This is a genomic window from Actinomadura alba (assembly GCF_014323705.1).
Taxonomy (GTDB): domain Bacteria; phylum Actinomycetota; class Actinomycetes; order Streptosporangiales; family Streptosporangiaceae; genus Actinomadura_C; species Actinomadura_C alba.
On the sequence record NZ_JABVEC010000016.1, the window covers coordinates 60,379 to 80,155 of the forward strand.

The 19,777-nt window shown below is 68.6% G+C and carries 19 protein-coding genes; 8 read left to right on the top strand and 11 right to left on the bottom strand.

All coding sequences use genetic code 11. The features are described from left to right. Positions 1-47: 47 nt before the first annotated feature. From HKK74_RS21205 to HKK74_RS21215, 3 genes are all read right to left on the bottom strand, one after another. On the bottom strand, positions 48-1,229 hold the full coding sequence (locus HKK74_RS21205) for a C40 family peptidase (protein WP_187245003.1): 1,182 nt from the start codon (positions 1,227-1,229) through the stop codon (positions 48-50). Between the two features lie 140 nt (positions 1,230-1,369). Further along, positions 1,370-2,947 (bottom strand): RNA polymerase sigma factor, encoded by a 1,578-nt coding sequence (locus HKK74_RS21210; RefSeq protein WP_187245004.1) that lies wholly within the window; start codon positions 2,945-2,947, stop codon positions 1,370-1,372. A gap of 107 nt (positions 2,948-3,054) precedes the next feature. After that, a complete protein-coding gene (locus HKK74_RS21215) occupies positions 3,055-3,738 on the bottom strand; it encodes a nuclease-related domain-containing protein (RefSeq protein ID WP_187245005.1) in 684 nt (227 codons plus the stop codon). 293 nt (positions 3,739-4,031) lie between these two features. On the opposite strand from HKK74_RS21215, the gene HKK74_RS40105 reads away from it, so the two are divergent. The 4 genes from HKK74_RS40105 (at position 4,032) to HKK74_RS21235 (ending at position 8,976) form a co-directional block, all read left to right on the top strand. After that, on the top strand, positions 4,032-4,856 hold the full coding sequence (locus HKK74_RS40105) for a MerR family transcriptional regulator (RefSeq protein ID WP_187245006.1): 825 nt from the start codon (positions 4,032-4,034) through the stop codon (positions 4,854-4,856). Continuing rightward, on the top strand, positions 4,853-7,435 hold the full coding sequence (locus HKK74_RS21225; protein ID WP_187245007.1) for a VIT domain-containing protein: 2,583 nt from the start codon (positions 4,853-4,855) through the stop codon (positions 7,433-7,435). The genes HKK74_RS40105 and HKK74_RS21225 overlap by 4 nt, the downstream gene beginning before the upstream one ends. A gap of 166 nt (positions 7,436-7,601) precedes the next feature. Then, positions 7,602-7,970, top strand: coding sequence for a hypothetical protein (locus tag HKK74_RS40110; protein ID WP_246491830.1), 369 nt, complete (start codon positions 7,602-7,604; stop codon positions 7,968-7,970). Positions 7,971-8,382: 412 nt separating this feature from the next. Beyond that, positions 8,383-8,976 carry a fasciclin domain-containing protein gene (locus HKK74_RS21235; protein ID WP_187245008.1) on the top strand — a complete coding sequence of 198 codons (594 nt, stop codon included), beginning with the start codon at positions 8,383-8,385 and terminating at the stop codon, positions 8,974-8,976. A gap of 137 nt (positions 8,977-9,113) precedes the next feature. Here HKK74_RS21235 and HKK74_RS21240 read toward each other — a convergent pair whose 3' ends face one another. From HKK74_RS21240 to HKK74_RS21250, 3 genes are all read right to left on the bottom strand, one after another. Next, positions 9,114-10,322, bottom strand: coding sequence for a PQQ-dependent sugar dehydrogenase (locus HKK74_RS21240; protein WP_187245009.1), 1,209 nt, complete (start codon positions 10,320-10,322; stop codon positions 9,114-9,116). 371 nt (positions 10,323-10,693) lie between these two features. Continuing rightward, on the bottom strand, positions 10,694-10,906 hold the full coding sequence (locus HKK74_RS21245) for a DUF397 domain-containing protein (RefSeq protein ID WP_187245010.1): 213 nt from the start codon (positions 10,904-10,906) through the stop codon (positions 10,694-10,696). Positions 10,907-10,960: 54 nt separating this feature from the next. Further along, a complete protein-coding gene (locus HKK74_RS21250) occupies positions 10,961-11,833 on the bottom strand; it encodes a helix-turn-helix domain-containing protein (protein ID WP_187245011.1) in 873 nt (290 codons plus the stop codon). A 427-nt stretch (positions 11,834-12,260) separates the two neighbouring features. Here HKK74_RS21250 and HKK74_RS21255 point away from each other — a divergent pair, with 427 nt between their 5' ends. After that, on the top strand, positions 12,261-13,013 hold the full coding sequence (locus HKK74_RS21255) for a hypothetical protein (protein WP_187245012.1): 753 nt from the start codon (positions 12,261-12,263) through the stop codon (positions 13,011-13,013). A 396-nt stretch (positions 13,014-13,409) separates the two neighbouring features. Here the strand turns inward: HKK74_RS21255 and HKK74_RS21260 are convergent, their stop codons facing one another. Then, entirely contained in the window at positions 13,410-13,775 is a 366-nt protein-coding gene (locus HKK74_RS21260; protein WP_187245013.1) for a MerR family transcriptional regulator, read from the bottom strand. Positions 13,776-13,841: 66 nt separating this feature from the next. Here HKK74_RS21260 and HKK74_RS21265 point away from each other — a divergent pair, with 66 nt between their 5' ends. Continuing rightward, positions 13,842-14,762, top strand: coding sequence for a polysaccharide deacetylase family protein (locus HKK74_RS21265; RefSeq protein WP_187245014.1), 921 nt, complete (start codon positions 13,842-13,844; stop codon positions 14,760-14,762). Here the strand turns inward: HKK74_RS21265 and HKK74_RS21270 are convergent. Continuing rightward, entirely contained in the window at positions 14,690-15,370 is a 681-nt protein-coding gene (locus HKK74_RS21270) for a hypothetical protein (protein WP_187245015.1), read from the bottom strand. The genes HKK74_RS21265 and HKK74_RS21270 overlap by 73 nt on opposite strands. Before the next feature lie 180 nt (positions 15,371-15,550). Here HKK74_RS21270 and HKK74_RS21275 point away from each other — a divergent pair, with 180 nt between their 5' ends. Then, positions 15,551-16,831, top strand: coding sequence for an HNH endonuclease signature motif containing protein (locus HKK74_RS21275; RefSeq protein WP_187245016.1), 1,281 nt, complete (start codon positions 15,551-15,553; stop codon positions 16,829-16,831). Positions 16,832-17,012: 181 nt separating this feature from the next. Here HKK74_RS21275 and HKK74_RS21280 read toward each other — a convergent pair whose 3' ends face one another. Continuing rightward, a complete protein-coding gene (locus tag HKK74_RS21280; protein WP_187245017.1) occupies positions 17,013-17,156 on the bottom strand; it encodes a hypothetical protein in 144 nt (47 codons plus the stop codon). A 41-nt stretch (positions 17,157-17,197) separates the two neighbouring features. Here HKK74_RS21280 and HKK74_RS21285 point away from each other — a divergent pair, with 41 nt between their 5' ends. Beyond that, positions 17,198-17,572 (top strand): hypothetical protein, encoded by a 375-nt coding sequence (locus HKK74_RS21285; protein WP_222722558.1) that lies wholly within the window; start codon positions 17,198-17,200, stop codon positions 17,570-17,572. Positions 17,573-17,643: 71 nt separating this feature from the next. On the opposite strand, the gene HKK74_RS21290 is transcribed toward HKK74_RS21285, so the two are convergent. Both HKK74_RS21290 and HKK74_RS21295 read right to left on the bottom strand, forming a co-directional pair. Further along, positions 17,644-18,663 carry an ABC-2 membrane transporter-related protein gene (locus HKK74_RS21290; protein ID WP_187245018.1) on the bottom strand — a complete coding sequence of 340 codons (1,020 nt, stop codon included), beginning with the start codon at positions 18,661-18,663 and terminating at the stop codon, positions 17,644-17,646. Continuing rightward, a complete protein-coding gene (locus tag HKK74_RS21295) occupies positions 18,660-19,577 on the bottom strand; it encodes an ABC transporter ATP-binding protein (RefSeq protein WP_187245019.1) in 918 nt (305 codons plus the stop codon). The genes HKK74_RS21290 and HKK74_RS21295 overlap by 4 nt, the downstream gene beginning before the upstream one ends. Positions 19,578-19,777 lie beyond the last annotated feature (200 nt).

Sequence of the window (19,777 nt, forward strand, 5' to 3'; positions counted from 1 at the left end):
TCGCGGGCTCCCGCCGGATGAACGGGGATCTCGCGGTGCCTCATCGATCATCCGGCGGGACGGGTGGCCCCGATCAGGCCGGGACGCCAGATGCTGGAGATCCGGACGCGCGCCCCGGTGTAGGGCGCCTCGACCATCTGCCCGCGGCCGATGTAGATGCCGACATGATGGATCGTGTCGGCATCGCCGGTATCGTTCGCGAAGAACACCAGGTCGCCGGGCCGCAATCGCCCGGTGGACACGTGCGGCCCAGAGGTCCACTGTGTGCCGGTCCAGTGATCGAGCCTGACGCCGACCTTGTTCCAGGCGTGCAGCGCGAGTCCCGAGCAGTCGAAGCCGCGAATGTTCGCGCCATGAGCGATGCCGTAGCTCGGACCGGTGGAGGTGCCGCCACCCCACGAATAGGGCGTGCCGAGCCACTTCAGCGCGGCTCGCACGACGATCGCCCCTCGGCCCGCCCCGTGGAAGGCGCCCGTTCTCGCCCGTTCGCGCGCCTCCTGCAGCCGGGCGGCGTGGGCCCTGGCCCGGCCGAGTCGCGCGACGAGCACGGCCTTACGGGCCTTGATCCGCTTTACCTCCTGGTGCTGTGCGGCGAGGAGCCTCTCGGCGGCGGCCTTGGCGGCCTCGGCACGCTCGGCGGCGACCTGCTGGTCCCGTACCGCAGTGCGCGTCTGGCGGCGGAACATCTCGCAGATGATCTGGGCGGCCCTGACGCGTTCGACCATGCCCGCCTGCCGGTGCCCCAGGACCTCCAGCAGCGCGGCGCGGTCCATGAAGTTCTGCGGCCCGGCGCGACCGGCGACCGTGGCGGCCCACTGGTTGACGCCGGTGCCGGCGCGGTAGGCGGCGGCGGCGAAGACGGCCGCCTCGTCGCGGATCTGCTGGTAGTTCCGTTCGGCCTCGGCCAGCCGGCGCTGCGAGTTCTGGTAGGCCTGGCGGGCGCGCTCGAGCTTCACCAGTTCGCCGTTGTAGCGCTCCATGGCGAGCGCCGTGGCGGCGGACATCCGCTCCAGGTCACCGTCGGCCTGGGCGAGCCTGGCCTTGACCTGTCCGACGGCCGCGGCACGCTCACGCACGGCCTTCTTGCTCTGGCTCACTTCACGATCGCTGGGGCCGGGTTCGGCGGCCGCGTCGCCAGTGCCGGGACCGGTCGTCAGGGCGATCACCGCGCTCACGGACAGGGCGGTGCGGCGGATGGTCCGGCGTGCGCGGTGCGCTGACAGCGCCACGGTCTGACCCCCTGATCCACAGATTGTGCACAGTCGCTCGCCAACAGTAATGAACCGGGGCCACGCGTCCGCAAGCGCGCCACGCCGGGCGCGCGGGCATCTGTCGGCCGGCGGACCGGCGCGGCCCGGTTCCCGCTCCGTCACCGGGCCCTCTCGACCGGCCTCGGCCCGCCCGTGGGGTGCGACGGAGGTACGGAGATCGGCCGCGGCACCGGCCGGGCCGACGGTGGGGACGGGGGCTTCGTCGGCGGCACCGAGGTCGGCGGCGGTGTCTGGGCCGGCGGCGGCTGTGTCGGTCGTGTCTGGGTCGGTGGTGTCTGGGTCGGTGGTGCCTGAGTGGGCGGCGGTGTCTGAGTGGGCGGTGTCTGAGTGGGCGGTGACGTGCCCGGGGGCGTCTGGGTGGGCGGAGGCGTGGCCGGGGGCGTGCGAGTGGGCGGGGGCGGGGTGGGCCGTGGCGGGCCGCCGGTCGGCGGAGGCGACATGGGCGGTTGGGTGGGCCAGCCCGGGGGCGGCTGCAGCGGCGGCATCGGCTCACCGGGCCGGATCCGGCCGTCCGGTGGCGGCGAGGCCATCGTCATCGGCTGCGGTACGGCGGACCCGGTGTCGATGGCGAGGGGGCCCGGCTGCGGTACGACCACCGTGCCCTCGTCTCCGACGACCCCGGCCCCGGCGATCGGGGGGGCCGGGAATCCGGACAGGCGGGGCGGTGCCGAGGTGCCGCCCGGGGCGGTGACCGCTGCCGGCCGGTCGTCCGATCGGCACAGGAACTGCGCCACGGAGGCGCCGCCCATGGACGCGCCCACGAGGAGTGCGGCCACGGCCCCCAGGATGAGCGGGTGCCGGCTCAGCGGCCCACGGCCGTCGTCGGCCGTCTCTTCGACGGCCGCCCGCCGGGCCGGTGGCGTGCGCGGCTGCTGCACCGGGAACCCGCGCTCGTCGAAGTCGGCGATCTGTGCCGCGACGGCGCACCGGTACCCGGTCAGGTCGGTGTCGTGGAAGCAGTCGAGCACCTGCCGGCGCAGTGACTCGGGCGGGGTGACCGTCGGCAGCAGCTCGTACACCTTGGCGGGTGAGACGTTGCGGGGCCGGTGCGGCCCGCACACGCGGCAGGTCAGCGCGTGCCTGAGCAACCGGGCCCGCAGGTCGGCGGAGAGCTCGTCGCGCCGTTCGCGGAGCAGGTCGGCGCGCACCCGGCAGTCGTAGGGCCCGTCGTGCGCGAGAAGCTCGGCGGTGAGCGCCGCCTCGAGCTCGACCCGGGCCCGGTCGAGCAGCGCCGTCACGTCCTCCTCGAGCAGCCCCAGCACGGCGCCGAGGTCGGGTAACTCGAGGCGATGCCGGATGTGCAGCTCCATCGCCTCGCGGCTGAGCGGGGCGAGGCTCATCACGGCGCGCCAGGCCGTGACGCGCAGGTCGACGTCGTCCTGCCGGTGGGTCGCGATCGACACGTCCGGGCGGCGGCCGCCGTACGGCATCGACCGGGCGCACTCGTGCCTGGCGATCGCGTAGAGCCAGGGGCCGAACCGGTCGGCGTCACGCAGCCTGCCGATGTGCGCCTCGGCGACGATGAGGGTGTCGCGCAGCGCCTGCCCGGCGGCGTCTCGATTTCTCCATTGGAACCAGCAGTAGGCGTAGATCCGGTCGCCGTAGGCGTCGTAGACCGCGGTGAGCGCGCTGGGGTCCCGTGCCTGCAGGGCTTCGACCAAGAGGCGATCACTCATGACCCGAAGGTAATCAAGTTGCGAGATCACATCCGGCAATGAAAGAAACACAATGTATTGTCGGCTCTATTGGCCGAAGCGGCCATTATTAACTTTTGGCAGATTTGTCACGCAATGGTGCGGCGAGGGCTCAGCCCCTGCTCACGGTGGTCGAGCATGGGGGGAAACGCGCGTTCGGCGGCAGCAGTGATCATCGTGACCTGCGCCGAGGTCAGGACGACCGGATGCGCGTCGAGGAGGCGCGGCAACCGCCGGGCCCGCTGGAACACGACTCCGCCGAACCTCAGCCCTCCGCGCGGGACCCGCGCGCCGTGCACCGCGACGACCGGGGACACGGAGAGCTCGTGGCCGAGTTCGTCGGCGAGTAACTCGCCGACGGTGTGCGCCGCCCGTACCACCGCGACCTGCAGGTTGACGACGGGCCGGCTGCCCGCCCAGAGCCGACGGTGGTCCGACCAGAGGCGGATGCCGAGGGTCCAGCGACGGCTGGATATGGCGTAGACGCCCGTGAGGCCGACGACCAGGTGGTCCAGATTGGTGGCGGGGAGGCCGGGCAGCGCTCGATCGTGCAGCACGCGGAACTTTCCGGGGTCGAGGGCGGCCAGCACCCGGCCCGTACGCCGCTCGGCCATCGCGCCGTGCCGCCAGCTCGTCACCGGCCCCGGCCGGTTGCGCAGATAGACGACGTGCACGGCTGACGTCGCGAGGGCCGCCGCCATGCCGGCCCACCAGTTGCCGAGCCCACCGACGATCACCGCGTTCGAGACGGCCAGCGCCAGGCGCATCATCATGCGCTCCTGACGATGGCGGGCGGACAGCGTGCGGTAGCGGGCCCATGCCGAGGCACCGGCGGCGGACCCGCCACTGTGAGTTCTCCAGCCCCCTGGCGAGGGCCCGCGCCCGGACTGCGCCCCGCGACCCGGCACCGTGTGGCCCCTTCTATCGGATAGACGTCAGCGTGGAGTCCGGTCCGGTGATTCTTCAAGGGCTTTGGCCAGGTCATGGTGATCTCCATGCCCGGGCTGTCCACTGTGGGCGGGAAACCACCTTGACACTGTCACGATGACAGTGTCATTGTTCAACTATGGAGAGCACCTGGACCATCACCGAACTCGCGGCGGCCGCCACCACCGCGCTCAGCGGTGAGCCCGCACAGGTGAACGGCCGGGTCAGGGACATGCCCAACGAACGCTTGATCAGGTGGTACACGACCATCGGGCTGGTGGATCCCCCCGCCGGCCGGCGCGGCCGGATCGCGCTGTACGGGCGCCGCCACCTGCTGCAGCTCATCGCGGTCAAGCGACGGCAGGCCGAGGGCCGCACCATCGCCCAGATCCAGGTCGAGCTGGCCGGTGCCACCGACGCCACCCTGCGGTCCATCGCCCGGATCCCCTCCCCCGACGCGGTTCCGGACCCCACCTTCGAGCCGGAGCCCGCCCACGACGCCATCCCGGCGTCGGCGCCCAAGCCCGGTGCCACCCCCGGCGCCGCTCCCGGCGCCGCCTCCGACACCACCTCCGATGCGGCCTCCGACACGGCTCAGGGCCGACGGCACCGCTTCTGGACCCCTCCCCCGGCCTCGGCCCTCGACCTCGATCGTGCGGTCGTCGGCGTACCCCGGGCGGGAACCGCTGCGGGATCACGCCCCGGCATGGGCGATGAGGAGTCGCCGGCACTCGTCCACGGCGTGCGACTCGCGCCCGGGGTGACCCTGCTGCTCGACGGCGACGCCCTCCGGCCCGAGGACGTCGCCGTGATCGAGATCGCCGCGCGGCCCCTGCTCGACGCGCTGCGCGACCGCGGCCTGCCACTCGGCTCCGCCCCTACGACGCCCTCCGCGAGTACGGGCGACGGCGGCTCCGAGGCCGACGATTCATCCGCACAGTCCCCCACAGGGAGGTCCACATGACCGTGCACATTGCGCCACTCTTCCCGGATCGGCCGAGCGCCGGCGACCCACCCGCGACGACGACCGACGAAGGCATGGGGGCACTCACCACCGACAAGGGCAATCTGCCGCTCGACGCCGTCGACATCCGCGCCGCCATCACCGGGCTGGGTGCCGGCATCGAGATGGTCCAGGGATTCCACAATCCGTTCGACGTACCGCTCGAAGCGACGTACATCTTCCCGCTTCCGGACCGCGCGGCGGTCACCGCGATGCGCATGGAGGCGGCCGACCGCGTCATCGAGGGCACGCTCAAGGAGCGTGGTCAGGCGCGCGAGGACTATGACGCCGCGATCGCCGCCGGTCAGCGAGCCGCGATCGCCGAAGAGGACCGCCCGGACGTCTTCACCATGCGGGTCGGCAACATCCTGCCGGGCGAGCGGGTCACCGTGACGCTGAAACTGAGCCAGCCGCTTCCGTACGAGGACGACGCGGCGACGTTCCGCTTCCCGCTGGTCGTGGCTCCCCGCTACATTCCCGGGGCGCCGCTGGACGAGCCCCCGGCGGGCGACGGCGTCGTACGGGACACCGAGGCGGTCCCCGACGCCTCCCGGATCAGCCCGCCCGTGCTCCTGCCCGGCTTCCCGAACCCGATCCGGCTGGAGCTGTCGGTCGAGATCGACCCGGCCGGTCTGCCGCTCACCGAGATCCGGTCCAGCTACGGCGGCCCCGCCACCGACATGCCCACCACCGGCACGCCCACCACCGGCACGCCCGCCACCGGCATGCTCGCCGCCGAGGACGGCGAGGGCGGCCGTACGGTCGTCCGGCTGCGGCCGGGACAGCGGCTGGACCGCGACTTCATCCTGCGCCTCGGCTTCGCCCGCCAGGAGGCCGGGTCGCTGACCCTGGTGCCCGACGAGACCGGTGACGAGGGAACGTTCACCTTCACGGTCATGCCGTCCGGAGAGCACCGGCCACGCCCGCGCGACGTCGTCCTGGCGCTCGACCGCTCCGGCAGCATGCAGGGCTGGAAGATCGTGGCGGCCCGGCGGGCGGCCGCGCGCATCATCGACACCCTTACCGGCGAGGACCGGTTCGCCGTGCTGAGCTTCGACCACGTGGTCCAACGGCCCGCGGGCCTGCCGGACACGCTCGTGACGGCGTCCGACCGCAACCGGTTCCGCGCCGTCGAGCACCTCGCCGGGTTGAGCGCGCGCGGCGGCACCGAGATGCTCGGTCCCCTGGCCGAGGCCGCCGGTCTGCTCGGCGATTCGGGCCGCGACCGGGTCCTGGTCCTGATCACCGACGGGCAGGTCGGCAATGAAGACCAGATCCTCGCCCATCTCGCGCCCGCGCTCGGAGGCACCCGGGTGCACGCCGTCGGCATCGATCGCGCCGTCAACGCCGGCTTCCTCGGCCGGCTGGCCTCGATCGGGCAGGGCCGGTTCGAACTCGTGGAGAGCGAGGAGCGGCTCGACGAGGCGATGGAGCGGATTCACCATCGCATCGGCGCCCCGCTAGTCACCGGGCTGACACTGGAGGCCGACGGGCTGGAGGTCGTGCCGGGCACAGTGGCCCCCGGCCGGCTCGGCGCCCTGTTCCCCGGCGTACCCCTGGTCATCTCGGGCCGGTGGCGCGGTGGCCTCACCGGCGCGACAGCCGATGCCAGGACCGATGCGACAGCCGGTACGGGCACCGTCGCGATGGCCGTACGTGGCGTCACGGCGGACGGCGCCCAGTGGCGGCGCAGCGCACCGGGCACCGTCGTCACGGACCGGGCGGCGGTGTCGATCTGGGCTCGCGCGCACCTACGGGAACTCGAGGACCGCTATGTGACGAGCGGGTCGGAGCGTCTCGAGAAGCGGATCGTCGACACCTCGCTGCGCTTCGGCGTGCTGTGCAGGTTCACCGCCTTCGTCGCCGTCGACAGCCGGGTCGTCGCCGCCGGCCAGGACCCGCATCCTGTCGTACAGCCGGTGGAGATGCCCGACGGCTGGGGTCGATCCCAGCAGGCTCCCGCCATGCCCATGGCCGCCGGTGCGCTGCCGGCGACGTTCGGATCCGCCCCCGACGCGGCTTTCGCGGTCGACTACATGGCGAGTGAGGTCGGCATTCAGGGCATGCCCGCGCCGGGAGGGTCCCCGCCCGCGCCCTTGGGCCGGCCGATGGGCCGGCCTGGCGGAGGGAGCGGCTACCGCGGCGGGAGGTCGCCGCGAGGGCGTACCGGTGGCACCCTGTCGGACAGGTCGGGTATTTCGGCGAGTGCACCCGACCCGCTGTCCTTCGCCAGGCAGCAGGCGCGACAGGAGGTCGAGCTGCTGACCGGGTCGGCGACGGCACCCGACGACCTGCGGCGGCAGATGCTGTCCGACCTGCGCACGAGGCTCGACGCGCTGATCATCCTGCTCGAGGACTCGGGCGTGGCCGAGGAGGCGTTCGCGCCGCTGGTCGAGCTGCGGTCCGAGCTGCGCTCAGCCGAAGAGACCTTCCACACCCTGGGGACGGCCGAGCTGTGGGAGCGCACCGTGCGCGTGCTGACGGAGTTCGCCGACGGCGGCCCTCCCGCCAGGCGCGCTTTTTGGAAACGGCAGGGCTGAGCCAGGCCCGACCAAGAAGCCGTGTTTACTCTGAGCACCCACGAGGTAACACTCCGTATGCGAGGTGGAGGTCTACACCGGACCCCCCGCCGGTGAAACGAAAACCTCGCAGGTCACAGTGAATGCGTGCCGTGGATTCGGCATGCGTGGATCCGGGAGTGTGTATATGCGACGCGGATACGCGGCCACAACGGCGGTCCTGGCTCTTGGAGCGGTCGTCGGCATCGGCATCGCGGCGCAGGAGGAGGGCGCCGCGGCCGCCGCAAAGCCGACAAGTGCGCAGAGGGCGGCCTTCGACGGCTACCAGCTCGTCAAGCTGCCCAACGCCAACGTCCCCGCCTTCACCCGGCGTACGGTCTGGTGCCCCAACGGGAAACGGGCCATAGGCGGCGGCGGGGAGGCCCAGGGCAACGGCGCGATCCTGGTGGGCAGCTTCCCCACCAACGACGGTCGAGGCTGGATCGCCCTGGGCCGCCAGGATGGCCACAACACGGTCGGCATCAGCGTCTATGCCGTTTGTGCCAACGCCACCTGATCGACGGGTTTCCATAAGTGATGGGGCCAGGCCGTACGGCTTGGCCCCATCACCATGTGACGAGTCCGGCTTGTGCGTTCTGGTCCTGCGAGCACGATGTCCGGCATCCCACCCCTCTGGTGTCAGCGGCGCACCGCCGATAGATCTCCAGGCTTCGGATGCACCTCGGAGGTCAACCGGTTCACCATGGACACGGCTCACTGGACAAAGCCCGGCCACACCATGCGGGTTCTTCCCCAAAACCCCGTCTGTATCGGCGGCTCCTGCGCATCCGGACAGGTCAAAGCGGGCAGATTTCAATCGCCGGGATATAACGGGCGAAATCCTGCGACTTCCCCGTACCGGCTGGGCCACGGACGTGGCACGTGATCGCGGACCACCGTCACGTGACTCACATCACACGGGAGGAATCATGAGAAGACCTGTTGTCCTACCAGTCGTCGCAAGTCTGGCCCTGGGCATCGTCGCCTTCTCCGGATCCGTCGAGACGGTGGCAGCGACGATCGAGGCGCCTGGGGCGTCAGCCGCCTCGGATCCGATCGGTCCAGGCTGCTCATCCATACCGGCCACCGGAGCAGGGAGCTTCTCCAGCATGGCCACCCAACCAGCCGCCACGGCCGCCGCCAACATCCCGGATCTGTCCACAATGGTCTCCGCCATCAAGAAGGCCGGCCTGATGGACAAAATGAACTCGGCGAAGGACATCACAATCTTCGCGCCGACCAACGCCGCGTTCGCCAAGATCCCGAGAGCAGAGCTCGACAAGATCATGGCAAACCAGAAGGCCCTTTCCGACATCATGAGCTACCACATCGTCAACCAGCGAATGGCGCCGCGAGCCCGGGCGGCCTCCAGTTCCATCAAGACGATGGAGGGCGGCATGCTTCGTATCAGCGGCTCCGGAGACTCGCTGAAAGTGAACGACGCCTCCGTGGTCTGCGGCGACATACCGACCGCCAACGCCACCATTTACATGATCGACTCGGTGCTCACACCGCAGCGATAACGCTGTTGTGGTCGCGCAGCCGACACGGGGAGCCGGCCGAAGGAAAACCAAGGCCGGCTCCCGATGACATATTGATGTCCACTCCGGCGTGATCTGGTGTCAATTGTTCGCGCCGACAACTGGACATCTCCTGCTCATCAGGCCACGTCGATCCGGTAGACGGGTCCGTTGAGGCTGAGGACGTACAACTCGCCTGCCTGGTCGACGCCGAACGCGGAGAGCTGACCCACGCCGGTGAGCAATGTGCGCGGGTCGGCGGTGTTCTCCGGCCCCGAGGGACCGACCGGGACCTCCTTGACCCATCCGGCGCAGTAGTCGCCGTACACGTAGTGCCCCGTCAGACCCGCCAGTTTCCGGCCCCGGTAGACGTGCCCGCCGATCACCGAGCAGGCGCCGTCCTTGTGCAGCGGATACTCCAGGACGGGGTCGACGGCGTCGGCCGGGCGGTCGCCCTTGAACCGGTGCCGCCCCTCGCGCGCGTTCCAGCCGTAGTTCTCCCCGCCCTTCGAACGGCCCGGCTGCCGGTCGACCTCTTCCCAGCCGTCCTGGCCCACGTCGCCGATCCACAGGTCGCCGGTGACGGAGTCGAACGAGAACCGCCAGGGGTTGCGCAGGCCGTACGCCCAGATCTCCGGCTTGGCACCTCGCCGGTTCACGAACGGGTTGTCGCGCGGCACCCCATAGGCCTTACCGCCCGCGGGGCGGGGCGCGATGCGCAGGATCTTGCCGAGCCAGGTGCCGAGGTTCTGACCGTTGCCCTGCGGGTCGCCGCCACTGCCGCCGTCCCCGAAGGCGATGTAGAGATGGCCGTCGGGCCCGAACGCCAGCTGACCGCCGTTGTGGTTGGCGTACGGCTGCTTCTGGAAGAGCACCTCGCGCCGGGAGCCCCGGTCGACTTCGCCGTCCCGGCCGACGGCCCACTCGGTGACGTGCGTGTGCCCGCTCTTGTCCGTGTAGTCGAGGTAGAGGTGGCGGCCGTCGGGCGAGAATGCGATGCCGAGCAGGCCCCGCTCGCCCCCGCTGGTGAGGTCCGCGCGCAGGTCGAGCACGGGTTCGGGGTCGAGCCTTCCGTCGCGGATCGCCCGGACCCGGCCGGGCTGTTCGATGACGTAGAGCGCCTGGTCGCCCCGGCGTACCGTCATCCCCACCGGCGCGTCCAGGTCGGCGAGTTTCGTCAGCTTCACCCTGCCGGTTCTCGCGGGCGCCTGCGCGCCGCCGGACGACGCGGTCGTCGCCCGGCCACTGGTCCGGTCCTCGGTCGATCCGCCCGCGTCCGATCCACCACAGCCGGTCATCGCGGCGGCCGTCACCGCGGCCGCGGCGCACACCCTCCGGAACCTTCGCATGGGCACATCCTCTCCAGCGGGTCGGGCCCGGTCGCAGCACCAACGAGGGTCGTGGTCGTATCGCACGCGTGCGGCACAGGCGAGAACGAGTCCGCTCGGGTGGCGAAATCGATCAGGATCGATGTCCCGCAAGAGTAATCATGAACCGCGCCGTCCGGGCACCGTACCGGCGTCCGGTCGGCCCGCCGGGTCGGCTGCCCTGATGTCACGACCCGTAAAGGCCCTTCCATATTCGGGAAGGGCCTTTTACCCGCAAGCCGGCAGCTGGGGCGAAGGCCATCGATTCGCACGAATTCGGTGGGCCGACGTAAATCGAGTTCGACTGTCCGCGGGATGTGACCTCGCCGAGGACCGCCCTCAGGAAAGGTTCGTCAGGACAGGTCGTAGTCGCCGGCCTTCAACCCTCCGATGAATTCACTCCATTCCCGGGCCGAGAATTGGAGGACCGCGCCCCGGGTGCCTTGCTTGCTGTCGCGCGCTCCGATGCTGGTGGCGCCGAGCCGGGCGACCTCCACGCACGAGCCGTTAGCGCTGCTCGCGGCGCTTTTTCGCCATGATGCGGCGGAAAAATCGGAAGATGACATCGTGCTCACTCCAATGCTCTTTCCTACCAGGGGATGGATGACCGACGGCAGGTGCTATGCACCCCACCGGGTGTCAGCGATTCGCAAAAATCGCTCCATGGATTCCTCGAATCCAAGGGCCTGAGAAGCCAGGTTCTCCCATACCAAGCGATAGGTATACGTCACAGCTTCGTCGAGATGCTGTACGGAATTGATACCTTCGATATGGGCAACGTCGGGAAAGGTGACGTCATAGGCCGGCGTAAATTTCAGCAAAACGATCGACTCGCTGACGACGAGCTGGTGCGGGACCTCCAGCGGCAACAGCCGGATCTCGACATTCGGCAGTTCGGCGAGCTCGATCAGATGAGCGATCTGCCTGCGCATGATCTCGTGATCACCAACGCATCGCAGCAGGACCGACTCGTCGAGGACGACAGAGAGGTCGAGCGGCTCGGCCTGGGTGAGCAGTTCCTGCCGCCGTAGCCGCACTTCGACACCACGGTCGATCTGAGTGGGCGGGATCGTGGCGTAGACCTTCGCACCCATGAGGACTTCACGCGCGTACTCTTCGGTCTGGCACAGTCCGGGCACCAGAGCGCCTTCGAAGCAGAAGACCATGTCCGCCTCGTCCTCGAGCGCGATGTAGGCCTCATAGCTCTCGGAGAGGTCGGAACGGTAGTCGGCCCACCAGCCCTTCCGGTCGGCCACCTGCGCGAGTGCGAGGATCTCACCGAGATGCGACTCGTCGAGCCGGTAGAGCTCCAGAAGTAGACGGACGTCCGAGACGCGTGCGCCGATCTTGGCGGTCTCCATGCGGCTGACCTTCGATGACGACCATCTCAGCCGGTCGGCGACCTCATCCGCGGTCAGCCCCTGCCCCTCGCGGAGTCGGCGCAGCTCAGCACCAAGACGCCGCTGACGAACGGTCGGAACCCGCGACGGCATCGTTGCACGTTCCCTTCATTGCCCAGCGGCTCGTCCGTGAGCCCTGTACTGTCCTGCCCGGAACGGTCATTTCTGCGTTCCCTGTGAGTCGGGCATCATGCTATGCATTTTGCACTGGAAGGTTCAAGCGTTCCGGCCCATCAGGATGATCCCACTCAGGGGGAAAGACCGCCCTTTCTGAACGGTCTGGCACGGTATGAGGGGTTCTGTCTCGCAGGGGATAGTTCTGTAGTGAGCCAGTCTGCATCTGGACGTGCATATTGCACTGCAGCCTGATTCTACGGACACTGGGGCCAGGAGAGACCTTTGGGGAGTTGTGCACGAGAGGGCCGAACAGCGACTACAACGCCTGTGAGGGCCTTCCGACTTCTGTCACGGGGCAGGAGCGGTGTACCAGCTCGCCAGGACGAAGAATTGGAGGGTTCTGTTGAGGAACCTCCCAGTACACAGAAGCATCCTGGCAGTTGACATCGAGCGTTCGACCGGTGCGCTCCGCACCAACCCGATCAAGGCCGAGTTGAGGGGGCATGTGTATCGGGTCCTGCACCAGGCCCTCACCTTTACCGGCATCAGCCCTGAGCATGTCGACCCTTTCGAGGACGGTGGCGACAGTGTTCTCGCCTTGATCCACCCCGTCGACGACGTACCGAAGACCTACCTGCTCAGCCGCTTCATTCCCGAGTTGTCCCGACTGCTGACCAACTACAACGCCGGCCTGTCGCCGGCCGACCGTCCCAGCCGGGAACTCCGGCTGCGGGCCGTGGTCCACGCGGGCGAAGTGCACCTCGACGGCAATGGTTATTTCGGTGAGGAACTCGACGTCGCATGCCGTCTGCTGAACGCGCCGCGCTTCAAGAGATTCCTGAAAGGGGCGCCGGGCCCCTTGGCGTTGATCGTCTCAGACGACATCCACCGGGCGATCGTCAAGCACGAATACGACGGCATCCGGCTCGACGCCTTCCTTCCCCAGGTACGCGTCCACGTCTCCGGCCGGCGCCGGCAGGGTTGGGTCCATCTGCCCGATGGTGCCAGTACCCCGATGCTGGTCGGCGGGGCCGGTCCGTACGGCGGGAAGCCTTTCAAACGGGCCGCGCGTGCCGCCGGAAGTCCGCACGGCCAAGTGCGGCCCATGTCGAGGGCATGGCCCGCACCTACATCGGCCCGAGCAGCCGACCTTTGACCGGGAAAGCGCGCTTCGACTGACAAGAGGCGAACTATGCGCTGGTCAGCGGCGCTCTCGATCACGTCATTATGCCCCGGGTTCTGGGTAATTGTTGCTGGCGATAGTGCTGTGCCGGACCGGGCGTACCACTTTGGACGAGGGGCGGCTGACGTCCGGCAAGGATCGGCTCTGCGGATTCAACCCGCTGCACGGGCCCGCCCATGACAGCCGTGAGCTGCCTCTGTACGGGGAGCGCAAACTGCCAGAACGTTCCGCTGTGCGACAGTGAGCCACGGCACGAGATGCGCTGGGTGAGGAGGGCTTCGCCGCTTTCGCCCACGGCCACACGTTGTCACCGGAGCAGCAGATCACTCCCCGCGGGCCGGCTCCCCTCGTGGGCCGCTGGCCCGCCGTCTACCGGCGGCGTTCCGATGCCGCGTCGATCACCTCGTCGAGCACGTCGCGGGAGTTGGCCAGTTCGATGATCATCCGGTCGATGCGGTCTCGTTCGTGGGCAAGTTCGGTGACCAGCTGGGGGGTGGCGATCTCGGAGGGGCCACCATCCGCGTCCCGCATGCACGGAAGCAGCTGCGCGATCTTCTTGCTGTGCAGTCCCGCGGCGAACAGTTCCTGGATGCGAATGACCCGGTCGACCGCCTGCTCGGGAAAGTCGCGATGGCCGCCGGGCGTACGGTCGGCCATCAGCAACCCCTGCTGCTCGTAGTAGCGCAGCGACCGTTCGCTCACCTCGGTACGCCGTGCAAGCTCACCAATTCGCATCTCGGCCCCTCGCATGTCGGCTCGGGAGTTGAACCTGACATTGATGTTAGCTTCTACCGTGTCGACATGACGAACACGGTAGAGAACGAGCTCTTCGACTACAGCCCGATCACCGATCGTGCACCGATCCGCTGGCCCGGCGGCGCCAGGGTCGCCGTCTACATTGGGCTCAACGTCGAGCATTTCCTGGTCGATCGCCCATCCACCAGTATCTGGCCCGGCACGGCGGATCTGGTCCCCGATGCGCTCAACTACGGCTGGCGCGACTACGGGCCCCGGGTCGGCATCTGGCGGACGATCGAGAGCCTGGACCGACACGGTATCCGGGCAAGCGTGTTGCTGAACTCCACGGTCGCCGACCACTACCCCCAGATCGTCAAGGCAGGCCTGAACCGGAACTGGGCCTGGCTTGCGCACGGGCGGACGAACTCGATCCTTCAGGCCGGCATGACTCTCGATGAGGAGCGCCGCTTTCTCACCGACGTCGTCGACACCATCACCGCGGCCACCGGACAGCGGCCGCGCGGCTGGATGGGACCAGGACTGACCGAGACGTTCAATACCCCGGCGCTACTCGCCGAGCTCGGCCTGAGCTACGTGCTGGACTGGACCAACGACGACCAGCCCTACCGGTTGAACGTGCCCGGGATGCTCAGCGTCCCGTACTCAGTCGAACTCAACGATCTATTGCTGTTCGGCAAGGGCACCACCGGGCCGGAATTCGTTCAAATCGTCAAAGACCAGTACGAGCAACTACACGCCGATTCCGAGCACAGCGGCCGGGTGATGGCGCTGGCCCTGCACCCGTTCGTGACCGGCCAGCCGTTCCGGCACAAGTACCTGGACCAGGCGTTGGAATACCTCGCGGCGCAACCCGACATCTGGCTGACCACCAGCGACGAGATTGCCGAGCACTACCAGCGCACGTCCGAGGAGCGCACAAATGGTGGCGTGACCCAGTTTATGGCGGACATATTGTCCAAATAGCCGAGACAGGCCGGGTTATTGGCTGCTACCCGCACCGCTGCAAAACCCGGCCTGTGCTCCCACGGGACATGAAGGCCCATGGCCGGTCCGATCTCCGCCACCATCAGCTCATTCATGAAGATGCGGCAGCCTGGGGCGGGCCACCGCCATCCGCCGAACGCGACCTCTGACATCGGCGCTACGATCTCGGCCAGCCGGTCCTCTTCCACCGCAGAGCACGCTCGCCACGACCGGGCATTATAGGTGGCCTCGTTCAAAGCACTGTGCACCAGGACTTCCGAAAGTCCCTCCGCACTCTGCTCCCATTCCTTATCAAGCTCGGCATCATAGACGACACCGGGATCCCGGGTGTCGAATGCCCAGCGCCAATCGCCGGTTGGGTCTTCCATGAAGACGGCCTTGCGATCCCTCGCTATGACGTGCTCTGGCGCACGCATCCTCTTCACGGTCATGAGGGGCCGGGTCCATCGAGATGAGAGGCTGTACCACTCCTTGAGCGGTTCGGGTAGCCAGTGAGACTCGGCAGGTAGCGGACTCGGCGGCACATCGGGAGAGCCATGCCAGTTGGTGAGAAAACGAAACAATTCAATACACATGGGGTCAATCATCCCGACATTATGGCAGGTATGGCGCACGGTCTTCGCACATGCCACATGGAGCCAACGAGCTGACGGGACCATGCGTCGAGACGGCAGGCGCACCCCAGTTGCCATATGGAAAGGCGATCGTCACTCGCGAGTTCGAATCTTTGTTCGACTCTTGTCGGTGACTTTAAGTAGAGTTTGGGTGTGCGGTCAGTAACGATCGATCTCGATGCGACCTCCCCCGAGCAGTTGGTGGAGGCGGCGTCGGCGATCGCCTTGGAGCTGGCCGCCCGCCCCGCTCAGGAGTCCCCGGCCGTGTGCATGGAGCTGGCGCGGGACCTGGGCCGGGCGCTCGATGTGGGTGAAGCGGCCCTGTCGTCGCTGATCGGGGTGATCGACCGTAGTGGTGAGGTGCGCCGGTGGGGGTTCTCCTCCACCTCCGCCTGGCTCAGGAAGCAGCTGGGGATGCGGTCGGGTCGCGCGAACGAACGCGTGTTGCTGTCGCGTCAGTTGCGGCGGTTGCCGACGGTGAGCAAGCAACTGGCCTCGGGTGAGCTGTCGTTGGGGTATGCGAGCACGATCGCTCACGCCGTCAACCGGCTCAACGACGACGACACCGCAGCCGCCGAGACCTCCCTGCTGGATTTGAAGGAACAGGGACTGTCGGCCGGTCAGGTCGCGCGTGCCGGGGAACGGATCGCTGAGGTGGTCGCCGACCGCGACGACACCGAGGAACCACCGCCCGAGGCCAAGCGGCCGTTCAAAGAGTCGTGGGTGGAGAAGTCCAAGAGCCTGGACGGGGCCGCCTGGGTGAAAGGCTGGCTCAGCCCCGAGGACGCCGCCATCTTCGACGAAGTCCTCGAACCCCTGGCCACCCCCACCGGCGCCGGAGACGACCGCGACCACGCCCAACGGGTCGCGGACGCACTGATCAGCGTCCTGTCCCAAGGACACCGGCGCAGCCCCATCACGATCATCGCCCCACTGGACACCCTGGAAGGCACAGGGACACCGGGCCGGTTGCCGGACGGCACCCCCATCCCCCCACAGCGCGTACGACAACTGGCATTGAACGCCGGGGTGTCCGCGCTGATCCTGGGACCCGACGGGCACCCCTTGTATCTGGGTCGAACCACCAGGTTCGCCACCCCACGGCAACGCCAGGTACTCCGCGCCCTGTACGCCACCTGCGTCGTGGACGGATGCGACATCCCCACCGGACTCTGCGAAATCCACCACACCGACGGATGGAAACTCGGGTCGCCGACGGACATCGACAAGCTGGCCCCGGCGTGCGGATTCCACAACCGGTGGATCGAGGACAATCCGGACAGGGTGCGCACCATCCGGAACGCCAACGGCCGCTACACCATCCACTGCCTCCCACCCTGGGACGCAAAACACCACGAAAGCGACACCAGGCGAGGCAGGTCAAGCCGGCCGAGCCGACCGCAAGAGAGCGACCGACAACCCGAAGGACCATGACCACCACCACCACCGAACCCGGCGAGTGCGCGCACCGACGGGACGCGGCCCCAGCGCCAGCCGCTCCGAGATCATCGGCTTGGTGTTGAGATTCGATGTTGACCGCGCGTAGCGGATAGGAAGAGCAGGGCGGTGATGGCTCCGACAGCCCCAACCGCGGCCAGCAGCAGACGGTGGTCGATCACGGCGATCGGCGCCGCGCTGCGCCGCCGGCCAAAGCGATGGCGTTCGGCGCGAACGGGGCGGTACGGGAATAGGCCAGTTGCTTGAGCCGCCGCCGTTCAGCGGCGGCCAGCACGATCTGGCGGGCACGGGGGACGGGCACGCGTACGCTTTCCAAGATCCATTCGAGGGGACCTGCCGACCATGCCCGATCCCGCTGCCCTGCTCGATCGACACGCCGGACCGGGCAAGATAGCGACCATGCCCGCCATCCCGGCCTCCACCAAGACCTCGCTGGCTCAGCGGCTCCGCCAGCACGCCCGGCAGCACTGGCCCCAGCTCGCCGACCTTCATGTCCGCTACCACGGCCAGTTCGCCTACATCGAAGGCGAACTGACCGACGGAGATCGGCTGCCCCTCATCCGGCTGCGCTACGGGGGCTCGGCCTCACGCTGGGGATTCGGCCTCTACCTGGCCAGCAGCGGAAAGTACGAGAGCCAGATCCTGCCCACCGGCATGCCCGTCGGCACCCCACAAGAAGCCCTCGACTGCGCCTGCGACCTCTACCTCGGGCACTGACCAAGGCCAACCCCCGAGGAACTTACGGGGCGGACCACTAAGCCTGGACGGGCTCGGTGAGAACGGTTGGTTCAGGCGTGCCTGATGCGCCGGATGGCGATGGCGATGAGGATTCCGCTGACCACAAGATAGAGCCCGGTCTCGGTCAGTTGGAACGGCCAGTAACGGCTGCTCGGCTGGTACTCGATGTCGACGTGCAGGTTGAGTTTGGACAGGCACACCGCGGTGTCGCCGAACGTGCCGCCGGCGCCGGTCTTCGGCGGGGTGTTGAGGCAGTCGTTGAACGTGCTCTCACCGAGCGTCCGCCCGTCCGCGGTGCGCAGTGGGCTGGTCTCGCTGATCCACGCGTCGGGTGCGCCGGGCACCTGCAGGCCGCCGATGGAGGGTGCGCCGGTGATGCTGCCCAGGTTCCTGGCCTGGTTGATGTCCTGCGAGGTCATCGGCATGGTCGTCTTCTCGGGCGGTATGAGATGCGGCCGCACCAGGTTCGGCACCGAGAACTGGAGCACGAGGAAGACGACGCCCGTGATGGCCATCGCCGGGAGCGTCCGGCGCACGAGCAGGCCGACGACGGTGCCGAGGGCGAAGGCGAGGAAGGCGTAGCCGATCGGGGCGATGTTGCGGGCACCGAACACCACCGCGCCGAACCGGTCCGCGGCGACCTGGTCGTACGGGGAGGCCGCCCAGGTGAGCAGCAGGCTGACCAGGCCCGTCAGGATCATCGCGGCCAGGCCGACGAACGCCATCCTGCTGATCAGCCATCGGCGGCGGGGCACGCTCTGGTTCCACACCAGCCGGTGGGTGCTGAGCTCCAGCTCCCGGGCGATCAGCGGCGCCCCCCAGAACGTGCCGATGATGATGGGGATCAGTCCGAGCCCGCCGGCCAGGAACAGCAGCGTGTTCTGGTAGGTGCTCTGGAACTGGCTCCTGGCCTGCGCGCAGTTGCCGGGGTCGGAGCACCGAGTCCGGTAGGCGTCGTAGGCGTCCCGGATCTCCACGCCCAGATACAGCAGGTAGACGGCGATCAGGGCGAGCCCGGCGGCGCCGGCGAGCGCCTGGAGGCGGAATTGCCGCCAGTTCAACCAGATCATCGCGGTCCCTCCCCGGCTGCGGCCCCGACGGTGGCGGCGGGCGCGGCGTTCGCCCGGGACATGTAGCCGAGTACCAGTTCCTCGAGCGTGACGGGTTCGACCGGGCACGGGATCGACGACGGCGGTACATCGGTGCGCACCAGGGCACGGCTGTACTGGCCGTTGTGCTCCATCCGGATGACCTCGACACCGGCGGGCAGCCGGTCGAGCTCGCCCTGGGACGCGACCAGCCGGTGGTGGCCGGCCAGCAGGTCCCGGACCTTGCCGGCGACCTGGACCCGTGCCTCGCACAGCACGATGAGGTGGTCGCAGATCCGTTCGATGTCGCTGAGCAGGTGCGACGACAGCACGGCGCTGGCTCCGAGCTCGGCGACGAACTCCACCAGGTTCTCCAGGAACCCCCGGCGGGCCAGCGGGTCGAGCGCGGCCGCCGGCTCGTCGAAGATCAGCAGCTCGGGACGCTTGGCGGCGGCGATCGTCAGCGCCAGCTGCGCGCGCTGGCCGCCGGACAGCCGTCCCGCCTTCTGGCCCGGATTCAGCCCGACCTGCGTGATGCGCCGCTCGGCCAGTTCCTGGTCCCAGGACGGGTTCAGGCGCGCGCCCAAGCGCAGATGGTCGGCCACGCTGAACGACGGGTACACCGGGGTGTCCTGCGCCACGAATCCGACCCTGGCCAGGTGCGCGGCGTTCTCCGCCGGGCGGGACCCCAGGACGCGCAGCGAGCCCGACGTCGGTTTCAGCAGCCCGCAGGCCAGGTTCAGCAGCGTCGATTTGCCGGCCCCGTTCGGGCCGACCAGGCCGACGACGCGGCCGGCTGGAATGGTCAGGTCGACCTCGCTCAACGCCGCCCGGCGGCCATACCTTTTCGTCAATCCCTCGGCCTGTAGAACCGGGGCGGAATTCTTTTTCGACATGATCCCATTCTGGAAATCGGCGCCACCTCCGGGCATCAGTCCAAAGTACGGTTCGCGCCGTCGGCGATCGTACTTTCGGCCGGTTCGACCGGTTCGACCGTCGGGCTCCGCTGCTGGGTTAACTGCGTCCTCTACAGCTCGGCGTAGAGCCCCCGGAGGCGAGCAGCTCGTGGTGGGTGCCCCGCTCCCGGATCCGCCCC

Coding starts and splice junctions, on each gene's coding strand:
- HKK74_RS21210 (WP_187245004.1), bottom strand. CDS start 2,947: ATGAGTGATCGCCTCTTGGTCGAAGCCCTGCAGGCACGGGACCCCAGC.
- HKK74_RS21215 (WP_187245005.1), bottom strand. CDS start 3,738: ATGATGATGCGCCTGGCGCTGGCCGTCTCGAACGCGGTGATCGTCGGT.
- HKK74_RS40105 (WP_187245006.1), top strand. CDS start 4,032: ATGGAGAGCACCTGGACCATCACCGAACTCGCGGCGGCCGCCACCACC.
- HKK74_RS21225 (WP_187245007.1), top strand. CDS start 4,853: ATGACCGTGCACATTGCGCCACTCTTCCCGGATCGGCCGAGCGCCGGC.
- HKK74_RS40110 (WP_246491830.1), top strand. CDS start 7,602: ATGCGACGCGGATACGCGGCCACAACGGCGGTCCTGGCTCTTGGAGCG.
- HKK74_RS21235 (WP_187245008.1), top strand. CDS start 8,383: ATGAGAAGACCTGTTGTCCTACCAGTCGTCGCAAGTCTGGCCCTGGGC.
- HKK74_RS21240 (WP_187245009.1), bottom strand. CDS start 10,322: ATGCGAAGGTTCCGGAGGGTGTGCGCCGCGGCCGCGGTGACGGCCGCC.
- HKK74_RS21245 (WP_187245010.1), bottom strand. CDS start 10,906: ATGTCATCTTCCGATTTTTCCGCCGCATCATGGCGAAAAAGCGCCGCG.
- HKK74_RS21250 (WP_187245011.1), bottom strand. CDS start 11,833: ATGCCGTCGCGGGTTCCGACCGTTCGTCAGCGGCGTCTTGGTGCTGAG.
- HKK74_RS21260 (WP_187245013.1), bottom strand. CDS start 13,775: ATGCGAATTGGTGAGCTTGCACGGCGTACCGAGGTGAGCGAACGGTCG.
- HKK74_RS21265 (WP_187245014.1), top strand. CDS start 13,842: ATGACGAACACGGTAGAGAACGAGCTCTTCGACTACAGCCCGATCACC.
- HKK74_RS21270 (WP_187245015.1), bottom strand. CDS start 15,370: ATGATTGACCCCATGTGTATTGAATTGTTTCGTTTTCTCACCAACTGG.
- HKK74_RS21285 (WP_222722558.1), top strand. CDS start 17,198: ATGCCCGATCCCGCTGCCCTGCTCGATCGACACGCCGGACCGGGCAAG.
- HKK74_RS21290 (WP_187245018.1), bottom strand. CDS start 18,663: ATGATCTGGTTGAACTGGCGGCAATTCCGCCTCCAGGCGCTCGCCGGC.
- HKK74_RS21295 (WP_187245019.1), bottom strand. CDS start 19,577: ATGTCGAAAAAGAATTCCGCCCCGGTTCTACAGGCCGAGGGATTGACG.